Origin of the sequence: Streptomyces sp. NPDC017246 (assembly GCF_044331325.1) — a bacterium.
Classification (GTDB): domain Bacteria; phylum Actinomycetota; class Actinomycetes; order Streptomycetales; family Streptomycetaceae; genus Streptomyces.
This window is the reverse complement of sequence record NZ_JBIRMW010000026.1, coordinates 39,527-60,970: the sequence shown is the minus strand read 5'-3', so window position 1 is coordinate 60,970 and position 21,444 is coordinate 39,527. Positions and strand designations below refer to the sequence as shown.

Annotated in this window: 18 protein-coding genes and 2 pseudogenes; 7 read left to right on the top strand and 13 right to left on the bottom strand. The window is 72.0% G+C overall.

Annotated features, from left to right (window positions below; genetic code table 11):
- Positions 1-255: 255 nt before the first annotated feature.
- Both recA and recX read left to right on the top strand, forming a co-directional pair.
- Positions 256-1,215, top strand: a pseudogene (gene recA / locus ACH4MY_RS36915) (recombinase RecA); the annotation flags it as partial.
- Between the two features lie 88 nt (positions 1,216-1,303).
- Positions 1,304-1,999: pseudogene (gene recX, locus ACH4MY_RS36910) on the top strand (recombination regulator RecX); the annotation flags it as partial.
- A 233-nt stretch (positions 2,000-2,232) separates the two neighbouring features.
- Here the strand turns inward: recX and ACH4MY_RS36905 are convergent.
- The 8 genes from ACH4MY_RS36905 to ACH4MY_RS36870 all read right to left on the bottom strand — a co-directional run bounded on the left by ACH4MY_RS36905 (position 2,233) and on the right by ACH4MY_RS36870 (position 8,853).
- Positions 2,233-2,640: a rhodanese-like domain-containing protein gene (locus ACH4MY_RS36905; protein WP_398009051.1), complete on the bottom strand. Its 408-nt coding sequence runs from the start codon at positions 2,638-2,640 to the stop codon at positions 2,233-2,235.
- Positions 2,641-2,693: 53 nt separating this feature from the next.
- Positions 2,694-3,344 carry a cysteine dioxygenase gene (locus tag ACH4MY_RS36900; protein ID WP_398009047.1) on the bottom strand — a complete coding sequence of 217 codons (651 nt, stop codon included), beginning with the start codon at positions 3,342-3,344 and terminating at the stop codon, positions 2,694-2,696.
- A gap of 92 nt (positions 3,345-3,436) precedes the next feature.
- Entirely contained in the window at positions 3,437-3,508 is a 72-nt protein-coding gene (locus ACH4MY_RS36895) for a putative leader peptide (protein ID WP_309544753.1), read from the bottom strand.
- Positions 3,509-3,555: 47 nt separating this feature from the next.
- On the bottom strand, positions 3,556-5,283 hold the full coding sequence (locus tag ACH4MY_RS36890) for an FAD-dependent monooxygenase (RefSeq protein ID WP_398009045.1): 1,728 nt from the start codon (positions 5,281-5,283) through the stop codon (positions 3,556-3,558).
- Between the two features lie 226 nt (positions 5,284-5,509).
- Complete coding sequence (locus ACH4MY_RS36885; protein ID WP_398009043.1) at positions 5,510-6,400, bottom strand: amino acid ABC transporter permease; 891 nt, start codon at positions 6,398-6,400, stop codon at positions 5,510-5,512.
- Positions 6,397-7,071, bottom strand: a complete 675-nt coding sequence (locus ACH4MY_RS36880; RefSeq protein WP_266897403.1) for an amino acid ABC transporter permease — start codon at positions 7,069-7,071, stop codon at positions 6,397-6,399. Before ACH4MY_RS36880 ends, ACH4MY_RS36885 begins: the two co-directional genes overlap by 4 nt.
- Before the next feature lie 120 nt (positions 7,072-7,191).
- Complete coding sequence (locus ACH4MY_RS36875; protein WP_398009042.1) at positions 7,192-8,013, bottom strand: glutamate ABC transporter substrate-binding protein; 822 nt, start codon at positions 8,011-8,013, stop codon at positions 7,192-7,194.
- 54 nt (positions 8,014-8,067) lie between these two features.
- Positions 8,068-8,853 (bottom strand): amino acid ABC transporter ATP-binding protein, encoded by a 786-nt coding sequence (locus ACH4MY_RS36870; protein ID WP_398009039.1) that lies wholly within the window; start codon positions 8,851-8,853, stop codon positions 8,068-8,070.
- Positions 8,854-9,138: 285 nt separating this feature from the next.
- Between ACH4MY_RS36870 and ACH4MY_RS36865 the strand changes: the two genes are divergently transcribed.
- Both ACH4MY_RS36865 and ACH4MY_RS36860 read left to right on the top strand, forming a co-directional pair.
- On the top strand, positions 9,139-9,852 hold the full coding sequence (locus ACH4MY_RS36865; RefSeq protein WP_398009036.1) for a response regulator transcription factor: 714 nt from the start codon (positions 9,139-9,141) through the stop codon (positions 9,850-9,852).
- 18 nt (positions 9,853-9,870) lie between these two features.
- Positions 9,871-11,316 carry an ATP-binding protein gene (locus ACH4MY_RS36860; RefSeq protein WP_398009034.1) on the top strand — a complete coding sequence of 482 codons (1,446 nt, stop codon included), beginning with the start codon at positions 9,871-9,873 and terminating at the stop codon, positions 11,314-11,316.
- Here the strand turns inward: ACH4MY_RS36860 and ACH4MY_RS36855 are convergent.
- The 4 genes from ACH4MY_RS36855 to ACH4MY_RS36840 form a co-directional block, all read right to left on the bottom strand.
- Entirely contained in the window at positions 11,295-12,293 is a 999-nt protein-coding gene (locus ACH4MY_RS36855; protein ID WP_398009049.1) for a TAXI family TRAP transporter solute-binding subunit, read from the bottom strand. The genes ACH4MY_RS36860 and ACH4MY_RS36855 overlap by 22 nt on opposite strands.
- Positions 12,294-12,481: 188 nt before the next feature.
- Complete coding sequence (locus ACH4MY_RS36850; protein WP_398009033.1) at positions 12,482-13,666, bottom strand: RCC1 domain-containing protein; 1,185 nt, start codon at positions 13,664-13,666, stop codon at positions 12,482-12,484.
- A 19-nt stretch (positions 13,667-13,685) separates the two neighbouring features.
- A complete protein-coding gene (locus tag ACH4MY_RS36845) occupies positions 13,686-14,852 on the bottom strand; it encodes an RCC1 domain-containing protein (protein WP_398009030.1) in 1,167 nt (388 codons plus the stop codon).
- A gap of 17 nt (positions 14,853-14,869) precedes the next feature.
- Positions 14,870-16,120 (bottom strand): RCC1-like domain-containing protein, encoded by a 1,251-nt coding sequence (locus ACH4MY_RS36840; RefSeq protein WP_398009028.1) that lies wholly within the window; start codon positions 16,118-16,120, stop codon positions 14,870-14,872.
- Between the two features lie 664 nt (positions 16,121-16,784).
- Between ACH4MY_RS36840 and ACH4MY_RS36835 the strand changes: the two genes are divergently transcribed.
- From ACH4MY_RS36835 to ACH4MY_RS36825, 3 genes are all read left to right on the top strand, one after another.
- Positions 16,785-17,279: a hypothetical protein gene (locus ACH4MY_RS36835; RefSeq protein ID WP_398009026.1), complete on the top strand. Its 495-nt coding sequence runs from the start codon at positions 16,785-16,787 to the stop codon at positions 17,277-17,279.
- A 47-nt stretch (positions 17,280-17,326) separates the two neighbouring features.
- A complete protein-coding gene (locus tag ACH4MY_RS36830) occupies positions 17,327-18,304 on the top strand; it encodes a hypothetical protein (protein WP_398009024.1) in 978 nt (325 codons plus the stop codon).
- A gap of 86 nt (positions 18,305-18,390) precedes the next feature.
- Positions 18,391-19,767: a hypothetical protein gene (locus ACH4MY_RS36825; protein WP_398009022.1), complete on the top strand. Its 1,377-nt coding sequence runs from the start codon at positions 18,391-18,393 to the stop codon at positions 19,765-19,767.
- A gap of 27 nt (positions 19,768-19,794) precedes the next feature.
- Here ACH4MY_RS36825 and ACH4MY_RS36820 read toward each other — a convergent pair whose 3' ends face one another.
- Positions 19,795-21,444 carry a glutamate--tRNA ligase gene (locus ACH4MY_RS36820; RefSeq protein WP_398009020.1) on the bottom strand — a complete coding sequence of 550 codons (1,650 nt, stop codon included), beginning with the start codon at positions 21,442-21,444 and terminating at the stop codon, positions 19,795-19,797.

Genomic DNA, 21,444 nt, shown 5'->3' with positions numbered 1-21,444 from the left:
ACGATCAACGCCCCGTGCCACTCAAACTTCGATGACACAAACCTAATGATCATCAACCTTCGATGGCAATGATCAAGGTTCGATGGCAGGGGACAAAAGCCCCGGCGTCGTCGGTGTGGTGCGCTTGACACTAAAATCGAACATCCTTTCTCATGGAAGCCCGGCCCTTGGAATCTCGGGGTTGTCGCCGAGTTGTCCACAGGCCGGAGGGGACGTCGGGGCCCATTGTCAGTGGCAGGGGTTAGCGTCTTTCACATGAAGCGATCGACTCAAGCAAACCGGGTGGAACCCATGGCAGGAACCGACCGCGAGAAGGCGCTCGACGCCGCGCTCGCACAGATTGAACGCCAATTCGGCAAGGGCGCCGTGATGCGCATGGGTGACCGCGTCCAGGAGCCGATCGAGGTGATCTCCACCGGATCGACCGCCCTCGACATCGCCCTCGGCGTCGGTGGCCTGCCGCGCGGCCGTGTCGTGGAGGTCTACGGACCGGAGTCCTCCGGCAAGACGACCCTGACCCTGCACGCCGTGGCCAATGCCCAGAAGGCCGGCGGCCAGGTGGCCTTCGTGGACGCCGAGCACGCCCTCGACCCCGAGTACGCCAAGAAGCTCGGCGTCGACATCGACAACCTCATCCTGTCCCAGCCGGACAGCGGTGAGCAGGCCCTCGAGATCGTCGACATGCTGGTCCGCTCCGGCGCCCTCGACCTCATCGTCATCGACTCCGTCGCCGCGCTCGTCCCGCGTGCGGAGATCGAGGGCGAGATGGGCGACTCGCACGTCGGTCTCCAGGCCCGACTGATGAGCCAGGCGCTCCGGAAGATCACCGGTGCGCTCAACCAGTCCAAGACCACCGCGATCTTCATCAACCAGCTCCGCGAGAAGATCGGCGTGATGTTCGGCTCGCCGGAGACCACGACCGGTGGCCGCGCCCTGAAGTTCTACGCCTCGGTGCGTCTCGACATCCGTCGTATCGAGACCCTCAAGGACGGCACGGACGCGGTCGGCAACCGCACCCGCGTCAAGGTCGTCAAGAACAAGGTCGCGCCCCCCTTCAAGCAGGCCGAGTTCGACATCCTCTACGGCCAGGGCATCAGCCGCGAGGGCGGCCTGATCGACATGGGCGTGGAGCACGGCTTCGTCCGCAAGGCCGGTGCCTGGTACACGTACGAGGGCGACCAGCTCGGCCAGGGCAAGGAGAACGCCCGTAACTTCCTGAAGGACAACCCCGACCTCGCCGACGAGATCGAGAAGAAGATCAAGGAGAAGCTGGGCGTCGGCGTCCGGCCCGAGGCGGCGAAGCCCGAGACGGCGACGGACCCGGCGGGCGCCGCGGACGCGGCCGGCACCGACGACGCCGCCAAGAGCGTCCCGGCACCCGCGAGCAAGACCGCGAAGGCGACCAAGGCCACCGCGGTCAAGAGCTGAACCGGTGACCGGTCGCACCGAATGGCCGGGTGACAGCCCCGACTCGTCGAGGGCCGAGAAGGAGCTGTCACCCCAGGATCCGGCTGAGCGGGCGCGGGCGATCTGTCTGCGCCTGCTCACCGGGACCCCCCGCACGCGCAAGCAGCTCGCCGACGCGCTGCGCAAGCGGGAGATCCCCGACGAAGTGGCGGAAGAGGTCCTCTCCCGCTTCGAGGACGTCGGGCTCATCGACGACGCCGCCTTCGCGGGGGCCTGGGTGGAGTCCCGCCACCACGGACGGGGCCTCGCCCGCCGGGCCCTCGCCCGCGAGCTGCGGACCAAGGGCATCGAGCCGGACCTCATCCAGGATGCGGTGGAGCAGCTCGACTCCGACCAGGAGGAGGCCACCGCGCGCGAGCTCGTGGCCCGCAAGCTGCGCGCCACCCGCGGTCTCGACCGTGACCGGCGCCTGAGACGGCTCGCCGGGATGCTCGCCCGCAAGGGCTATCCCGAGGGCATGGCCCTCCGCGTCGTCCGTCAGGCGCTGGAGGCCGAGGGCGAGGACGCGGACGGGCTCGACGAGTCCTTCTGATCCCCGGGGGAGATCAGAAGGACTCCGTCCGAGCCTGCCCCAAGGCTCCGAGCCTCGAGTCTCCGAGCCCCGAGTCTTCTAGCCCGGGTGGGGCAGTGACGGTGTCCGGCGGGGCGGTGGCCGATCCGCGACGCGGCCGAGCCGAGCCGTGGCCGCGCCGAGTCCGCGTCCGGTGGGGCTGTGGCCGGGGCCGAGTTCGACGCGCGGCCGGGTGGGGTGGTGGCCTGGGTCCGTCAGGCCCGTGGTGTCGGGAGGAGGACCGGGAGGCCCTCCGCCTTCCAGGCCTGGAAGCCGCCGATCAGGTCGGTCGCCCGGCGCAGGCCCAGGCGGCGCAGGGACTCGGCGGCGAGAGAGGAGGCGTAGCCCTCGTTGCAGAGGACCACGACCCGCAGATCATGGCTGTCCGCCTCCGGCGCCCGGTGGCTGCCCAGGGGGTCGAGGCGCCATTCCAGTTCGTTGCGCTCCACCACCAGTGCGCCCGGGATGAGTCCGTCCCGTTCGCGCAGGGCCGCGTAGCGGGTGTCCACCAGGAGTGCGTCACCCGCCTCGTACGCCTCGTAGGCGGCCCTGGGCTCGATCCGGTCGAGGCCCGACCTGACCCGTTCCAGAAGGTCGTCGATCCCGATCCGGTCGGCGTCCACCGCTGCCCCCTGTGCCTCGCTCGTGGTGCTCGTCGTGCTCTCCCGCCGCTCGCTCACTGCCAGTCCTCCGGGCGCTCGACCTGCTCGAGGCGGAGTACCGCGCCCGTCCGGCTGAAGCGACGGATCAGCGGCAGCGGCGGGTAGTAGGCGTGTACCGACACCGCGTGGGCGTCCGGTGACTCGTTGAGCACCTCGTGCACATGGTGGCGGCCGAAGGCGCGGCCCCCGCCCTCCCCGAGCCGTCGGGAGCGGTCGAGGCCGTCGGCCAGTTCCAGGGTCTTCCAGCCGCCCGCCGGGAGCCGGACCGCCAGCGCGTTCTCGGTCAGCGTGCCGCGTGCCGTGGCGAAGGCGCCGATCGACTCGGCGTGGTCGTGCCAGCCCGTGCCGGTGCCGGGCGGCCAGCCGATGAGCCAGGCCTCACTGCCGCCCGGGCCTTCGAGCCGTGCCCAGGTACGGCCCTCGGGGTCGAGCGGCAGGGAGTCCACCAGGGCCCGGTCCGCCGCCGTGCGCCGGACGAAGTCGAGCAGGTCCGCCGCCGTCGGCGCACCGGAAGGACCGGTCCGGGAATCGGCGGGGGAGGCGGCAGGTGAGGCGGCGAAGGAGTCGGTGGGGGACGCGGCGGGGGAGTTGCCGGGAGTGCCGGTGAGGGAGCGGGTGGGGCCGTGGGAGGTGTGCGGAGGGTGCGCGGGGGTGGGGTGAGACACGGGTGTCCGTCCTGGTTCGCTGAGAGCGCGCGGCGGCAGCACGGCTCACCGACGTACGTCGGTGGCGGGGCGCGCGCGGGGGAGGGGCGAGATCAGCAGGACGGGCGACACACGCAGCCCGCGTAGCGGACGAGGTCCATATGGACCCTCCGCCACAGGCGCACATCGGTGTCGGTCACGCTCCGGAGTACACCATGTGCGCCTGTGGGAATCAATGGATGTCCGCTGTGCGGTCACTCTCCGCGGACACCTTGGACACCTTGGACACCTTGGCGTCGGCCCCGCCGGCCCCGTCGGCCTCGTCCGCTCCGCCGGTCCCGTCCGTCTCCTCGGTCGCGGAGCCGCCGCGCGCCGCGTCGGCGGCCGCGTACAGCGCCTCGGGGTGGACCCCGGCGAAGGCGGCGACGAGATGCCCGTCGGGGCGTACGAGCAGGACGGCGTGGGCGGGGGCGCCCGGGTAGGCCTCCGTCACCAGGACCTCCGCCTTCGCGGGGAGCGCGTCGACCGCCTCTTCGAGCCGGGGCATCACGCCTGCTCCGCGCCAGTGACGCGGGTCCCAGACCCCGGTGCCCGGGGCGACCAGGAGGACCAGGAGGCGGCCCTGACCGAGCCGGTCCCGGAGCCGTACCGTCGTGCCGTCGGGGGCGGTCACCCGGACGTCCTCGACCGGGGCACCCTCGGGGGTGCCGACGGGGGTCCGCCCCCCGGTGTGCGGAGGCGCGAGGGGGGAGTGGGGGTACGCGGGGGGCGCGCCGAGCGGGCCGCGCCCCACGTGGCCGTCGGTCAGCAGGGCGTCGTGGCCGCGCAGGCTGCCCGGGAGGTACGTCCGCAGGCCTCCGCCGCCGCGCAGGGCCGGCAGCGACTGGTCCGCCGCGCGGAGCCGCGAGGCGACGGCCGACCGCCGCTCGCTCTGGTAGCTGTCGAGCAGCCGCTCGGAGGCGCCGTGGTGCCAGGTGTGGGCGAGTTTCCAGGCGAGGTTGTCGACGTCCCTGAACCCCTCGTCGAGGCCCTGGGTGCCGACCGCGCCCAGCAGATGGGCCGCGTCCCCGGCGAGGAGGACCCGGTCGACCCGCCAGCGCCGGGCGAGCCGGTGGTGCAGGGTGTGGACGCCGGTGTCGATGAGTTCGTATGGGGGTGTCACCCCGTCGCACCAGCCGGCCAGGGTCTCGCGGATCCGGGCGACCAGCGCGTCCGGGGTGACCAGGTCGCCCCGGGGCGGCAGCAGCCAGTCGATCCGCCACACCCCGTCGGGCAGCGGGCGGGCGGTGATCTCGTCGGGGGCACCGCGCCACGGAGGCTGACGGTGCAGCAGGGCCTCGCCGGGCCAGGGGAGTTCGGTGCGCAGTGCGGCGACCGCGTGCCGTTCCACCGCGGTGCGGCCGGGGAAGCGGATCCCGAGCAGCTTGCGTACGGTCGAGCGGGCGCCGTCGCAGCCGACGAGGTGGCTGCCGCGCCACCAGGTGCCCGCCGGGCCCCGGGTGTGGGCGATGACCCCGTCGCGGTCCTGCTCGACGGTGTCGAGCCGGGCCTCGGTGACGAGCCGGATCAGCTTCTGGTGGGCGATGGCGTCGCGCAGTCCGCGTGCCAGGGCGTGCTGGGGGATGTGCAGCGGCGCGGCCGGGGCGGAGGGCGCGTCGGGGTCCTCGGACCACTCCTCCGTGCCGCCGAGTCCCAGGTCGAGGGCCAGGTGGCGGGCCACCTGACGGCGGCGCATGCCGCGCCAGCCGACCCAGCGGACGCCCTCGTCACGGAGGGTGGTGCAGCCGAGCCGCTCGACCATCGCGGCCATGTCGGCGCGCAGCACGACGCTCCGGGCGGGGCGTGGCTCGTCCTTGCCGGAGCCCTCGTCGAGGACGACGCTGGGCACGCCCTGCGCGGCGAGCGCGAGGGAGAGCGCGAGGCCGACAGGCCCCGCGCCCACGATGATCACCGGGTCCACGGCGCGGCTCCTGAAGGCCGGACGGTCATGGGGGCAGCACATCTGAGTGTGGCACGAGCCCGGTGCTTGATCACAGACCGTATGCAACCCACTGAGGGTGCTTGCGTCAAGCGACGGGGTGGGCGCGGTGCGGCTGACCTGAAGTCAGTGCCGCTCCGGCCCACCCCTGTTGTCCCACGGATCCCGTCGGGCCCCACCGCTCACTGGCGGTGGGGGCCGCTCGGGATCAGGCGCCGCTGATGGCGTCGCTCTTCACCTCGGTCGCTCCGGGCTGGGCCGGGATGTTCACCGCGGCGGACTTCCTGCCCCGGCGCAGGCGCCGCTCCAGGCGGCCGGCGAGGTGGGTGAGGATCGCGTTGATGACGATGTAGATCAGCGCGATGACCGTGAAGGTGGCGATCGTGTTGGCGCCGTAGTTGGCCGTGATCTGCCGGTTCTGGCTGAGCAGCTCCGTGAAGCCGAGCAGCGCGCCGCCGAGTGCCGTGTCCTTGACGATCACGACGAGCTGGCTGACCAGGGCGGGGAGCATGACGGTCACGGCCTGCGGCAGCAGGACGTACAGCATGGTCTGGCCCTTGCGCATGCCGAGCGCCTCGGCCGCGTCGCCCTGGCCGCGGGGCAGCGAGAGCACACCGGCGCGGACGACCTCGGCGATCACGGAGGCGTTGTAGAGCACCAGACCGGTGACGACCGCGTACAGCGGGCGGAAGTCGGAGCTGATCGTCGTGAACTCCCGGTACAGGGCGGCCGCGAACATCATCAGCAGCAGCACCGGGATGGCGCGGAAGAACTCCACGACCGTGCCGACGGGCACCCGCACCCAACGGTGGTCGGAGAGCCGGCCGATGCCGAGAAGGGCGCCGAGCGGCAGCGCGATCAGGATCGACAGCGCGGCGGCCTTGAGGGTCTCCGTCAGGCCGGGCAGCAGATACGTCGTCCAGACCCGGGAGTCGGTGACGAACGGACTCCACTTGTCGGCGTCCAGCTGGTTCTTGTCGGCCAGTGCCGCCAGGACCCACCATGCGACCAGGCCGAGGGCGGCCAGGAAGACGATGGTGTAGACGACGTTCCGCCGCTTGGCTCGGGGGCCGGGAGTGTCGTACAGGACGGAACTCATCGCTTCACCGCCAGACGCTTGGCCGCCCAGCCCAGGATCAGGCCGGTGGGGAGGGTGAGAAGGATGAAGCCGAACGCGAAGACACCGAAGACGGCGAAGAGCGCGTCGGCCTCGTTCTCGATCATCTCCTTCATCAGGAGAGCCGCCTCGGCGGCGCTGATGGCCGCCGCCACGGTGGTGTTCTTGGTGAGGGCGATGAGCACGTTGGCGAGCGGGGTCACCACGGTGCGGAAGGCCTGCGGGAGCACCACCAGGGTGAGGACCTGGGTGAAGCCGAGGCCGAGGGCTCGGGCGGCCTCGGCCTGGCCGGCCGGGACGGTGTTGATGCCCGAGCGCAGTGCCTCGCAGACGAAGGTGCCGGTGTACGCGATGAGCCCGAGGATCGCCAGCCGGAAGCCGATGTCCTCCGAGCGTCCGCCGCCGAGCGTGATGCCCAGGGTCTGGTCGAGACCGAAGGAGCAGGCCACGATGACCACGGTCAGCGGCGTGTTCCGGACGATGTTGACGTACCCGGTGGCGAAGGCTCGCATGACGGGCACCGGGCTGACCCGCATCGCTACCAGCGCGGTGCCCCAGATCAGTGAGCCGATCGCCGAGTAGAGGGCGAGCTGCGCCGTCACCCAGAAGGCGCCGAGCAGGTCGTACTGCCCGGAATCAAGAAAGTCGAACACGATGCCCGCGCTCTCCCCTGGTGGTCGGTCGGTGTGGAGGCCGGTTGCGTGGGCAGCGGCCGGTGTCGGTGCGGCGGCCGCCCCGGGTGGGGGCGGCCGTCACGGCCGATGCGGGTCAGGTCAGTTCTCGACCTTGGGCGCGGGCTCGTACTTGTAGCCCGAGGGGCCGAAGTGCTGCTTGACGAGCTTCTCCCAGGTGCCGTCGGAGACCATCTTCTCCAGCGCCTTGTTGATCTTGCCGCGGAGGTCGTCGTCGCCCTTCTTGACGCCGATGCCGTACTTCTCGTCGCTCATCCGGAGACCGGCGAGCTTGAACTTGCCCGCGTGCTCCTTCTGCGAGGCGTAGCCCGCGAGGATGGAGTCGTCGGTGGTCAGCGCGTCGACACGCTTGTTCTCCAGGCCGGTGAGGCACTCGGAGTAGCCGCCGAGCTGCTGGAGGTCGGCCTTCGGGGCCAGCTTGTCCTTGACGTTCTGCGCGGAGGTCGAGCCGGTGACCGAGCAGAGCTTCTTGGAGTTGAGGTCCTCGACCTTGGTGATCGAGCTGTCGTCGGAGCGCACGAGCAGGTCCTGGTGGGCCAGGAAGTACGGACCGGCGAAGTCGACCTCCTTCTTGCGCTTGTCGTTGATCGAGTAGCTGGCGACGACGAACTTCACGTCACCGTTCTTGATCAGGTTCTCGCGCTCGGCGCTGGGTGCCTGCTTGAAGTTGATCTTGTCCTCGGCGTAGCCGAGCTCCTTGGCCACGTAGCGGGCGACATCCACGTCGAAGCCGGCGTACTTGCCGTCCGGGGTCTTCAGGCCCAGGCCGGGCTGGTCGAACTTGATGCCGACGTTGATCTTGTCACCGTTGCTGCCCGAGTCGGAGCCGCCGCCACAGGCGGTGGCGGTCAGCGCGAGGACGACGGCGGCCGCGGCGGCGGCGGGGGTGCGACGAAGCTTCATCGAGGAATGTCCCTTGGTCTAGAAGTGAGTTGGGAAGGATAGGCCCGAACTCGCTCAGTGGTGAAGGATCTTGGAGAGGAAGTCCTTGGCCCGGTCGCTGCGCGGGTTGCTGAAGAACTCCTCGGGCGTCGCCCGCTCGACGATGCGTCCGTCGGCCATGAAGACGACCCGGTTGGCGGCGGAGCGCGCGAAGCCCATCTCGTGGGTCACGACCACCATCGTCATGCCGTCCCGCGCCAGTTGCTGCATGACCTCGAGGACCTCGTTGATCATCTCGGGGTCGAGCGCGGAGGTCGGCTCGTCGAACAGCATGACCTTCGGGCCCATCGCGAGCGCGCGGGCGATCGCCACGCGCTGCTGCTGACCGCCGGAGAGCTGCGCGGGGTACTTGTCCGCCTGGGTGCCGACGCCGACCCTGTCGAGCAGGGCGCGGGCCTTCTCCTCGGCGGCCTTCTTCTCCGTCTTCCGGACCTTGATCTGGCCCAGCATCACGTTCTCGAGCACCGTCTTGTGCGCGAAGAGGTTGAAGGACTGGAAGACCATGCCGACGTCGGAACGCAGCCGGGCGAGCTCCTTGCCCTCCGCCGGCAAGGGCTTGCCGTCGATGGTGATGGTGCCGGAGTCGATGCTCTCCAGCCGGTTGATCGTGCGGCACAGCGTCGACTTGCCGGACCCGGACGGTCCGATGACGACCACGACCTCGCCGCGGCTGATCGTCAGATCGATGTCCTGGAGGACATGCAGTGCGCCGAAGTGCTTGTTCACGCCGGACAGTACGACCAGGTCGTCCGTGGCGTGCGGGGTGTCCGCGGGACCCTTGGACACTGACTCTCCGCTCATCGGGCTCTAGCTCCGTCCTCCTCGGTTGGGGAGGACACTAGAGATCCGATGCGATGCCCGTCATCACATCTGAGCGGAAATTGAGGATAACGATCCGGCCGCAACCGGACACAGTGTGTGAACGGGACGCCCCGGGCCGTACCGGCTGCATAACAGAAACACCGGTGTCACCGGCCGACACTTGACTGCGACACCGCTCGGCACCGATGTTCGGTGTTCATGCCCCGGTACCACCTGGTACACAGAGAGCCGTCGTCGGCACACACGATCCCGGAGGAGGTACGTATGCGACTGCTGCTCGTCGAGGACGACGATCATGTCGCCGCCGCCCTCTCCGCGATTCTCGCCAAGCACGGCTTCACGGTCACCCACGCCCGCAACGGCGAGGAGGCCCTCCAGGCCGTCCTGCCCACCGCGCAGGGCGAGCGGCCCTCCTACGGGGTGATCCTGCTCGACCTCGGCCTCCCCGACCAGGACGGCTACCAGGTCTGCGGCCGCATCCGGAAGCTCACCACCACCCCGGTGATCATGGTGACCGCGCGCGGCGACGTACGCTCCCGGATCCACGGCCTCAACCTCGGCGCGGACGACTACGTCGTCAAGCCCTACGACCCCGGCGAGCTCCTCGCGCGGATCCACGCCGTCAGCCGGCGCAACGCCGGCACCGAGGAGACGGCGGGCACCGGCACGGCCGCCGACGGCACCCAGCTGCGGCTCGGCTCCGTCGTCATCGAGCTGCCGACCCGCCGCGTCAGCGTCGAGGGCGAGAGCGTCGCCCTGACCCGCAAGGAGTTCGACCTGCTCGCGCTCCTCGCCCAGCGCCCTGGAGTCGTCTTCCGCCGCGAGCAGATCATCAGCGAGGTCTGGCGTACCAGCTGGGAGGGGACCGGCCGCACCCTGGAGGTGCACGTCGCGTCCCTGCGCTCCAAGCTGCGGATGCCCGCCCTGATCGAGACCGTGCGGGGCGTCGGCTACCGCCTGGTCGCCCCCGCCGCGTAACCGCCGGACGGCCCCTTCGTGCGCACCCGCCTCCTTCCGCTGCTCATCGTCCTGATGGCCGGCGTCCTGCTCGCCCTCGGCTTCCCGCTCGCCGCCAGCCTCGCCGCCTCCGAACAGCAGCGGGTCGTCGTCGACCGGCTCGACGACGGGGCGCGCTTCGCCGCGCTCGCCCAGTTCGTCAGCGAGACCAACCCGAGTACCGACGAGCGGCGCACCACCCTCGGCGGCGAACTCGCCAGCTACCACGACGTGTACGGCATCCGGGCCGGGATCTTCTACCGCGACAACCGGTCCATGGCCGCCGCCCCCGAGGACTGGGTCGTCCCGTACGAGGGGGAGGGCCGTCGCGCCTTCCGCGAGGCGCTCCTGGGCCGGCGCAGCCACAATCCGCCGCAGGTGTGGCCCTGGCAGGCCCACGCGCGGCTCATCATCGCCTCCCCGGTCGTCCGCGACGGGGACGTCGTCGCCGTCGTCGTCACCGACTCGCCCACCGGACAGCTCCGTGTGCGCATCCTGCGCGGCTGGCTGGTGATCTTCGCGGGTGAGGCCGCGGCCATGCTCGTCGCCGTCGGAGCCGCGTTCCGGCTCACCGGCTGGGTGCTGCGGCCCGTCCGCGTCCTCGACTCCGTCACCCACGACATCGCCACCGGGCGTATGAACTCCCGCGTCGCCGCGACCGGCGGACCGCCCGAACTGCGACGCCTCGCGCTCTCGTTCAACGAGATGGCCGACAACGTCGAGGAGGCGCTCGAACAGCAGCGGGCCTTCGTCGCCGACGCCTCCCACCAGCTGCGCAACCCGCTGGCCGCGCTGCTCCTGCGGATCGAGCTGCTCGCCATGGAGCTCCCCGAGGGCAACGAGGAGATCGCCTCCGTACGGACCGAGGGCAAGCGCCTCTCACAGGTCCTCGACGACCTCCTCGACCTGGCGCTCGCCGAGCACACGGCGGCCGAGCTGCGGCTCATCGACGTCGGCGCGCTCACCGCCGAGCGGGTCGCCTCCTGGCGGCCGGTCGCCGACGACAAGGGTGTCGTGCTGACGGGGCGGTGCGGGGCGGTCACGGCCTGGGCGGACCCCGTGGCGCTCTCCAGCGCGCTGGACGCGGTGATCGACAACGCGCTGAAGTTCACCCCGGCCGGGGAGGAGGTCTCGGTCACGGCCCAGGCCCGGCACGGCGGGGAGAGCGTCGCCGTGGTCGTCGCCGACCACGGGCCCGGCCTCACGGACGAGGAGCTGGGGCGGGTCGGCGACCGTTTCTGGCGCTCGGGCAGGCACCAGAACGTCAAGGGATCGGGTCTCGGCCTCTCCATCACCCGTGTGCTGCTCACGGCGGGCGGCGGCGGCATCGACTTCGCCCCGAACGAGCCGCACGGGCTGCGGGTGACGGTCACCGTGCCGCGGAACGCTCCGCCGTCGAGGACGGCGAAGGGCGACCGGGACGGTCAGGGCTTCACCGAGCGGTAGTAGCGGCTGGCGCCGTCGTGGAGGGGCAGGGGCTCGGTGTAGACGGCGGTCCGCAGGTCCACCAGCTGGGCAGGGTGGACCTGGCTGCCGATCCGGTCCCGGCTCCTGATCACCGTACGGGTGAAGCCCTCCACCAGGTCGTCGTCCGCCTCCACCGTGGTGACCAGCAGGTTCGCCACGGCCAGGGTCTCTATCGGCCGGCCGTCCTGCGCCTTGGCGTACGCGTCGGCCGGGATCATCGCCGACCGGTAGTGACGGGTCGACCTGCCGACGTCGTGGAGCCGGTCGACCAGGGGTGCGTCCAGCGGGATCAGCCGGATCTCGAACCGCTCCGACAGCTTCTGCACCGCCGTCGTGGGCAGGCCGCCCGACCAGAAGAACGCGTCCAGGTCGCCGTGCTCCAGGTGGCCGGGCATGGTGTCGATGCCCACCGAGACCGGCTGGATGTCCCGGACGGGGGCGAGGCCGGCCGCCGCGAGGACACGGTCGGCGATCAGCCGGACACCGGAGCCGTCCTGACCGACGCCGACCTTGCGACCCCGCAGATCCTGCACCTTCTGGATCGTGGACCCCTTGCGCACCACGAGCTGTACGTAGTCGTCGTAGAGCCGGGCGCAGCCGCGCAGCCGCTCGAAGCCCGGCCTGCGCTCGCGCTGGTACTGGGCCACCGCGTCGGCCGTCGCGATGGTGAAGTCGGCCTCGCCCGAGGCCACCCGGGCCAGGTTCTGCTGGGAGCCCTCACTGTCCTCGAGCGATATCGAGACCTCGGGCAGGTCCTGCGCGAGGGCCTGCTTGAGGAGCTCGCCGTACTGCTGGTAGACGCCGGTGGGGACACCTGTACTGAACGTGACCGGGCCGCTCGGGACGGGGGTGCCGAAGGACATCAGCCACCACACCAGCACCCCGCACACCGTGAGCAGCGCGGCCGAGATCGCCAGGAGACGGCGGCGGGCGGCACGGGAGAGCGAGGCGAACATGCCGCGATCCTGCCAGGTCACCGTCGCCCCTGGCCAGGATCGGGCGGTGTGGGGCCGCTCTCCCCGCCGGGTCCGGGGTCTCCGCACGGGCGGAGAGGGCGGAGAGGGCGGAGCGGGGGAGCGGGCGGATCCGGGGCGCGCGGGGCCGGCGAGGGCCCCGCGCACCCGTCGAGTCCGTACGCGGGGAGTCAGTACGCGAAGCCGGACCGGCCGGTCTTCGTCGTCGTGACATGGGTGATCCCGCTGCCCGGGGGCAGCGCGGTGGCCGTCTTGGGCGGTGCGACGGTGCTGCCGTCGCCGAGCTGGGCGTTCGCGTTGGCGCCCCAGCCGATCACCGAGCCGTCGTCGAGCGCGGCGAGGGTGAAGTCCGCGCCGCCCGCGATGTCCTGCACGCCCTTGAGGTCGTCCAGCGGCACCGGGGTCGTCCGGTGGGCCGCGGTGCCGTCTCCCAGCTGCTTCGCGTCGTTCTTGCCCCAGCCGGCCAGGCTTCCGTCGTCGAGGACGGCGAAGCTGGAGGTGGAGGTGGCGAAGACCTTCGCGACGGCGTCGAGGTAGGCGACGTCGACGGGGACGTTGCTGTCGGCGGTGCTGTCGTTGCCGAGCTGGCCCTCGGTGTTCTTGCCCCAGGATTTGACGGTGCCCTCGGCGGTGAGCGCCAGGACGTGGTCGCAGCCCACGGAGACCGACTCGACGTCGACGAGGTCGGGCACCTTCTGCGGGGTCTCGCGGGTGGTGTTGTTGCCGGTGCCGAGCCGGCCGTTGGCGCCGTTGCCCCAGGTCCAGACGGTGCCGTCCTGGCGCAGGGCGACGCTGAAGCCGCAGCCGGCGGCGACGTCCTTGACCTTGTCCAGGCTCTGGACGGCGACCGGGGTCCGCTGCGGGTTGGTGGCGTCGGCGCCGGTGCCGAGCTGCTTGGTGGCGTTGCCGCCCCAGGTGAGGACCCGGCCGCCCTTGACGGCGAGGACGTGGTCGGCGCCCGCGGAGATCTCGGCGACGCCGGAGAGACCGGCGACGGTGCCGGGGAAGGACTGGGCGACGATCGTGCCGTTGCCGAGCTGGCCGAGGCCGTTGCCGCCCCAGCTCTTGACGGTGCCGTCCTTGAGCAGGGCCACGGCGAACGCGGTGCCGGCCGCGCCGGTGCCGTCGGCGCCTCCGCCGGACATCTCGCGGACGTCGTCGCGGGTGATGCCCTGGACCCCGGCGGGGGTCTGCTGGTTGACGATCGAGCTGTTGCCGAGCTGGCCGAGCGCGTTGAGGCCCCAGCCGCGGACCCAGGGGTCGGTGCCGGCGGCGTGGGCGGAGAGGCAGGGGACGGCCAGGGTGGTGGCCGCTGTCAGGACGGCGAGCAGGGTGGTGCGGGGGGACGGGGACATCTGTGGGGACCTTTCGGGGTCAGTAGGCGTAGCTGGCCTTCCACACGGTGGAAGCGGCCACGCGGGTCGTGCCGCTGCCCGGGGGCAGGGCGGTGACCGGGGTGAGGGAGTTCGTGGTGGTGCCGTCGCCGAGCTGGCCGGATCCGTTCTCGCCCCAGGCGAGGACGGAGCCGTCGTCGAGGACGGCGAGACTGTGCTTCCAGCCGCCGGTCAAGGCTTTGACGCCGCTCAGCCCGGGGGCGGGGACCGGGGTGGTCCGGTCGACGGTGGTGCCGTCGCCGAGCTGCCCGGCGGTGTTCCACCCCCAGGCGCGGACGCTGCCGTCGTCGAGGACGGCGAAGGAGTGATAGCTGCCGGAGTGGATGCTCGCGACGTCGTCGAGGTGCTTCACGTCCACGGGTGAGGGGCTGGAATCGGTGCTGTCGTTGCCGAGCTGGCCGTAGGCGCCGCGGCCCCAGGCCTTGACCGTGCCGTCGGCCGTGAGCGCGACGGTGTGGTAGCAGCCGATGGCGACGGCCACGGCGTCCACCAGGCCGGGGACCTTCTTCGGGGTGTTCTGGTCGGTCGTCGAGCCGATGCCCAGCTGGCCGTCGGTGTTCCTGCCCCAGGTCCAGACGGTGCCGTCCTCGCGGAGCGCGGCCGCGTGGTAGCAGCCGGCGACGACGTCCTTCACCCTGTTCAGGCTCTGGACGGCGACGGGGCGGGTCGTCGCGGTGCTTTCGGTGGCTCCGTTGCCCAGCTGGCCGAAGGCGTTGTCGCCCCAGGACAGGAGGCGTCCGCCGCGGACGGCGAAGGCGAAGTGGACGCCGGCGGCGACCTGGGACACGCCCGAGAGGCCCGCCACGGTGCCGGGGAAGGCCTGGGCGGTGGTCGTGCCGTTGCCGAGCTGACCGTTGGAGTTGCCGCCCCAGGACTGGACGGTGCCGTCGTGCAGCAGGGCGAGGGCGAAGGAGTTGACGTTGTTGCCGCCGCCGCCGGAGAGCTCCCGTACGGCGGACCGGGCGAGGCCCTGGACGGAGGACGGCGTCTGCTGGTCGAGCAGGCTGCTGTTGCCGAGCTGGCCCGCCGTGTTCAGCCCCCAGGCCCGTACCCATGGATCACGGGGCTCGGCGGCGTGGGCGGGAGCGGCGGTGGGTCCGGCCAGGACGAGGGCCAGGACGGCGGCGCGTACGTGCGCGTACGTCATGGGAATGCCCTCCCCGCTCAGTACGCGTACGTCGTGTTGCCGCCCAGCGAGACGGCCACGTCCTTGATCGCCGAGCCCTCGTTGAGGATCTTCACCGACTCGTAGCGCGGGACGGTGGTGCCGTTGCCGAGCTGGCCCTCGCCGTTGTGGCCCCAGGTGAAGACGTCGTCGGCCGTGACGGCGACGCCGTGCCGGGCGCCGGCCGCGAGGTGCTGGACGCCCTCCAGGCGGGGGATCTCGACGGGGGCGGTGCGGTTGGTGCGGGAGACGTTGGAGTCGAAGGCCTCGTCGGACTCCAGGAGCTGGCCGTACTGGTTGTTGCCCCAGCCCCAGACGTGGCTGTCGCTCGTCTTCACGTAGTTGTGGTGGGCGCCCGCCTCGATGTCGGAGACGCCCTCGATCCAGTCGACGTCGACCGGGAGGGTGGAGGACTTGGTGCTGGAGTTCCCGAGCTGGCCGTAGAGGTTGTAGCCCCAGGACTTGACCGTGTCGTCGGCGGTCAGGGCGAGGGCGTGGTGGCAGCCGGCGTCGACCTCGACGATGTTCTCCAGGCCCTGGACCTGCCGGGGCACGGAGCTGCTGGCGCGGTTGCCGGTGCCGAGCTGGCCGTGGATGCCGCGGCCCCAGGCGTACACCTTGCCGTTCTCCAGGAGGGCGAGGCTGAAGTCGCAGCCGGCCGAGATCTGCTTGACCTTGGGCATGCCCTGGACGCGATCGGGGACCGTACGGCTGTCGCCGGTGCGATTGTTGCCGAGCTGGCCGTAGGCGTTGTCGCCCCAGGAGTAGACCTGGCCGCTCGTGTCGAGGGCGAGGGCGTGCCGGCCGCCGGCCGCGATGTCCTTGATGTTGCTGAGGCGGGGGACCGTGGTGGGCACGGTCTGGTTGGTGTTGCCGCCGTTGCCGAGCTGGCCCGAGGCGTTGTGGCCCCAGGACTTCACCGTCTTGTCGGTGCGGGCGAGGGCGAAGGAGTCGGCGGACGAGGTGCCGCCGGCCGACATCTGGTCGACGTCACCGCGGAAGAGGCTGGTGACCGAGGACGGGCTGAGGCTGTCGGACAGGGTGCCGTTGCCGAGCTGGCCGGTGCGGCCCGCGCCCCAGCTCAGCACGGTCGGGTTGCCCTCGTTGGCCTGCGCGGCGGGGGCCAGGGCCGGTACGGCGGCGAGTGCGGCGGCCGCGAGGACGGCGGTGGCGAACGTCCGGCCGCGCGTCGGGAAGGCCCGGGGGTCGCGCAGGCGTGTGCGCGGGGTACCGCGTCGTGAACGGGACATGGCTCTGCTCTCCTTCGACGGGGACATACGGGAGCGCGGCGTCCGGCCGGTGGCGTCCGCGGGGAGCGCGGAGGCGCCCACGGGCCGGTCGCGGGTCATGCGAACACGTCGTGCCGGGCCTTTGGGCATGGGGCGCCCACGGCCGGGTGCGGCGGCCGGGACGGGCCGCCGGGCACATCAGCAGACTGTCCGAGAATGATCACCGGGGCGAGTCGGAACGGATGAAACACCCGTTTGTCGGACCTCCGTTCGGGGCGCCGTCGCGGGGGCGCATTCACCCCGCCGCGGGCCTCGGGGGACGACGCCGGGCGGCGCCCGTGGCGGGCCGCCGAACGGCGGCGGCCGGGGGAGTGAGAGCCCCCGCCGCGCACGGCCGCCCACCCGCTCGCCCCCGCTCGGGATTCCATGCCCACGGGTGTACGGGAGGCCCGTGCGGCCCGCTCCGGAAAGCCCTCGTACCGGCCGGTCGGGGCGGTTCCGAGTGCGCTCCGCCGAAGTGGTGAGCGGCCCCCGGGGAGGGCGCCGCGCCGTGTGTCCTGCCGGGGCGCCGGGGCCCCGACGGCTAGCGTCGGAATGCGCTCGGTGATCTTGAGGGCAGTCCCCTGTCCGCCCCTGGCGTCCCCCGCCGAGCCCGTCAATTCACCCCTGTCCCAAGGGAGTTCCCATGCCCGTATGGAAGACATCGGCACGCCGTCTGCTGGGCGCCGGAGTCCTCGCCGCCGCCCTCGCCCTTCCGGTCGCCGTCCCTCTGGCCCCCGTCGCGTACGCCGCCGAGTGCGAGCCCGACGACCAGGAGTGCAAGGACAAGGAGAGCAACGCCGAGGCGGCCAAGAAGATCGAGGCCGACCAGAAGAAGACCAAGGAGGCCGCCGGCCAGGCCGACAAGGACATCAAGGCGGCGGGCGAGAAGCTGGAGGAGTGCCCGCCCGGCTCCGCCTCCTGCATGGAGAAACTGTCCGGCAAGGGAGCCCGCGAGGAGGACGGCCTCAAGGAGATGGGCACGACCATCTCCACCTACAAGCCGGAGCCCGCAGACAACGCCGCCGCGGCCGTCGACTCCACCTGCGCGGCCTTCCCCGCCTCCCTGCCGCAGGGCTCGGGCGACCCGGGACAGTCCCCCTTCCCGGCCTCCCAGCTCTGCTCGCTGCTCGGTCCCTGAACCACCCCCGCTCCCGTACGCCTTCCGTCCCGAAGGGTTCCCCCGTCATGCCCGCACGCCGTCCCCACGCCGTCCCGCCCCTGGCCCGCCCCCTCACCCTCGCCCTCGGTCTCGGGCTCACCGCGCCCCTCGTCCTGCTCGCCCCGCCCGTCGCCGTCGCCACCGAGGAGGGGCCGGGCGAGACCCCCGTCGCCCGCGCCGTCACCGCCGACGGCCGCCCCACGCGCATCGCCGACGTCCTGGAGTACTGCGGGACCAAGAGAACGGCCTGCACGTTCGCCATCGATCCCAAGCAGGACCGGGAGTACGCCACCGCCGTCAAGTCCCTCGGCAACGCGGTCGTCAACTGCACCACCAGTGACATGGGCGTCGACCGGACCGTCACCCTGAAGACCAGCAGCACCGACAACATCGGCGGCGAGATCTCCGGGAAGATCACCGCCGAGGGCACGGTCACCGCCTCCGGCGAGGTCACCACCAACCTCAGCAACGACATCACCAGCGAGAACAAGACGCCCAACCTGAAGGACGGTCCGACCTCGACGGCAGGGACCAAGACGACCGTCGCGGGCGGCGCGAAGGTGGCCGGCTCGCTGAGCGCCAAACTCGCCTTCGAGGCCGCCTTCAAGGCCACGTACTCCAAGTCGTGGACGATCGAGAACACCGAGTCGACGGTCTACAAGACCACCGTCAAGCCGTACGACATGCTCGTCTTCGGCGCGAGCGCGGCCATGCGGCGGGTGGTCGGCAACCTCGTCACGGACACGGGGAAGAAGATCCTCAACGTGAGCGTGGACAGCCCCTCCATGGTCAACACCAGCAGCTTCGTCGCCCAGACGTACGCCGTCCCCGACCGGCTCTGCGGGCGCAAGCGCCCCGCGGGCGACACCGCGCCCGACGCCGACAACAGCACCCCGGACGGGCTTCGGAGCGCCCCCGCCGTACGGGAGGTGCCGGCCTCACGGGCGGTGCCGCCGGGTGCCGAACCGAAGCGCGAAGTCGCCCTGTCGGCCAACAGCTCCTGAGCTCCGGTTCCCGAGCCCGGTCCCCGCTCCAGGTCCCCGATACCCGCCGTGTCCCACGGTTCTTGATCCCGGAGGAGTCCCCCGCCATGCACCGCTCCCTGTCCGCGTCGCTCGCCGTCCTCGGCGCCGCCGGACTTCTGCTCCCCCTCGCCCCCCACTCCGCCGCCGCCCCCGCCGCGCAGTCCGTCCCCGTCCTCAACGGCGACTTCGCCGACCCGGTCATGAAGGGCGACGGCCCCACCACCGTCGGCCTCGACTCCTGGACCGGCCTCAACCAGCGCTACTCGCCCACCGCTTCGGGCCGGACCGACGCCTCCCACGGCGTCGCCCTCCAGAAGGACGGCAACACCCTCCAGCAGCGGCTGCGCGGAGTCCGCGCGGGAGCCAGGGTCACCGTGAACTACGAGGACAGCCCCGCCGTCTCCAAGGAGTGCACCGGCGAACAGGTCGTCGCCGGGCAGCCGTACGCCGTCGTCGCCTCCGGCGGCGCGGTCCAGGAGGTCACCACCGCGGGCGACCCCGACCGTACGAAGGGGAAGCCGGGGCCCGGCCGCTGGACCGCCCGCAGCTACGTCTTCACCGCGAGCGAGAACGAGCCGCTGCTCACCTTCACCTCCCGGGTCACCGACTCCCGTACCCATGTGACCTGTTCACCGATGATCGCCCGCATCCGCGCGGTCGAGGTGCCGCCGGAGCTCGACAAGACCGTGAGCAAGACCGCGCTCGGGACCTCGGAGGCGTACAAGGGCAACGACCGCGAGAGCACCCTCCACAACGCGGCCGCCGCCTGCAACGGCGAGAACGCCTGCACCTTCCGGCCCGACACCCGGATGTCCTTCCGCTACTACGACCGGGCGAGGGTCGTCGGCGAGGCCTTCGTCAACTGCACCCGCAACGCGCTGGAACACTCCCGGCTCCTCTCGTACGCCGAGCGCGGGCACGACAGCATCTCCCAGACGTACGCCGACGCGAACCTGCCGCTCAACGAGGTGGCCAGGCTGCCCACGTCGGGCGTACGGGAGGAGGACGAGAAGCGCGCCAGGGAGCGGCCCATGGCCACCCAGTTCGCCCTCGCCTACGAGAAGGGCTGGCAGCGGCCCTGGCAGTGGTTCAGCAGCGACCAGCGGACCGTCGTGGAGAAGATCCAGCCCGGCGAGGTCAGCTGGGTCGAGATGCAGCCGAGCCGCGAGCGGGTCGAGGGCTGGTTCGTCAGCAAGAAGGACGACTACCGGCTGCACGCCGTCGTCGACGGACCCTCGCGGGCCGTCCCCGACCGGCTGCTCCAGCGCACCGGGCCCATGTCGGAGGCCGAGAAGCAGCGCTGCGCGGCCGCCCGTCCCATGACGACCACCCCGGTCGGCGCGGACGCGCCCGCGAGCTCCAGCGACAAGGGACTCCTCAAGATCCCGGCGCCGACCGCACCCGGAGTGCGGTCGTCGGACCGGAGCATGCCGCTGAACTGACCGTCTCCTCGCGCGGATCCGGCCGCCTCACCCCGCCACGGCGGTGAGGCGGCGCAGCACCTCGTCCGGGCCCAGCGCTCGGGCCACGGCGAACAGGTCGGGGCTGCGGGTGGCGCCGGTGAGCGCGACCCGGACCACGTTCGGGATCTCCCTCGGCGGGCCCGCCCAGCGCCCCGGCTCCCGGCGCCAGGCGGCCGTGTCCGGGGCGCGGCCGTGCCGTGCGGCGAGCGCGCGGAGCGTGCCGTACCACTCCTCCGCCGTGGCGGCCCCGGCCGCCTCCCGGGCGAACTCGGCGGCGACCCGGCGCACCAGCTCCGGGTCCAGGCCGCCGTAGCGGTCGTCGTCGGCGGCCGGCGGCGGGCCGAAGAGCTCGGCGAAGAAGAAGCCGTAGCGGTCACGGAAGCAGGACCAGCGATCCAGGTCCTTCCGGGCGGGCGCGTCCGCGGGCCGTCCCGCCGCCACGGCCGCCAGGGCGAGGTCCCGGTGCCGGGCGAGGACCGAGGCCAGCTCCGGGTCGTGGTCCTCCGCCCAGGCGAGAAGCTGCGCGTACAGCTCCTCCGGAGGCAGCGAGGCGATGAACTCCCGGCTCAGGGAGTGCAGTTTGGGCAGATCGAGCAGCGGCCCCGAGGGGCGCATACCGTCGAGCCGGACGGGAGCGGCGAGCGCCTCGGCCGTGGGCACGTCCATCAGCCGGATGTTGGCGAGACCGCGCAGATAGTGCTGGACGGCGGCCGGCGGATACCCGGCGGCCAGGTAGTAGTCCACCGACGCCTCGGGGTCCTTGCGCTTGCTGAGCTTGCGGCGCGAGGGCCCCTCCGCCTTCATCAGCGGCGCGAGATGCGCGTACGAGGGCGGCTCGAAGCCCAGCGCCGCGTGCAGCTGGAGATGGACCGGCGTCGAGGACAGCCACTCCTCGCCGCGCACCACCAGCGACACCCGCATCAGGCGGTCGTCCACCACATGCGCGAAGTGGTAGGTCGGCAGCGGAAGTTCCTCCTGCGAGGACTTCAGCAGCACGATGTCGTTGCCGTTGTCCTGCATGGTGACCGAGGCACGGATCCGGTCCGTGAACCGGACCCGGCCGGGGAACTCGTACGGGCAGCGGAACCGCACCACGTACGGCTCGCCCGCCGCCAGCCGCCGCGCCGCCTCCTCGGGGGCGAGCGTCCGGCAGGGCGCCCACCGTCCGTAGTAGCCGAGCGGGGAGCGGCCCGCGCGCTGCTCCACCGCGCTCCGGGCCAGCCGGTCCCGGTCGCAGAAGCAGGGGTACGCGCGGTCCCGCCGCAGCAGCTCGCGCACATGGCTGAGATAGACGTCCCGGCGCTCCGACTGGAGGTACGGGCCCCACGCGCCCTCCCCGGCGACCCCGCCCTCGTCGGGGGCGAGCCCGAAGGCGGCGAGCAACCGGGAGAACTCCTCCGCGGCGCCTGTGACCTGGCGTGACCGGTCGGTGTCCTCGACGCGCAGCACGTGGACGCCGCCCGACTGGTGGGCCAGGGCGCGCGCGACGGCCGCCGTGTACAGACCGCCGATGTGCAGATGACCGGTGGGGCTCGGGGCGAAGCGCGTCACCTCGGCACCCGCCGGCAGGGAGCGCGGCGCGAACCGGCGCTCCCAGTCGGACGGTTCCGGGAGATCGGGCGGGAACATCGCGTTGATGACGGACAGGTCGAGCAC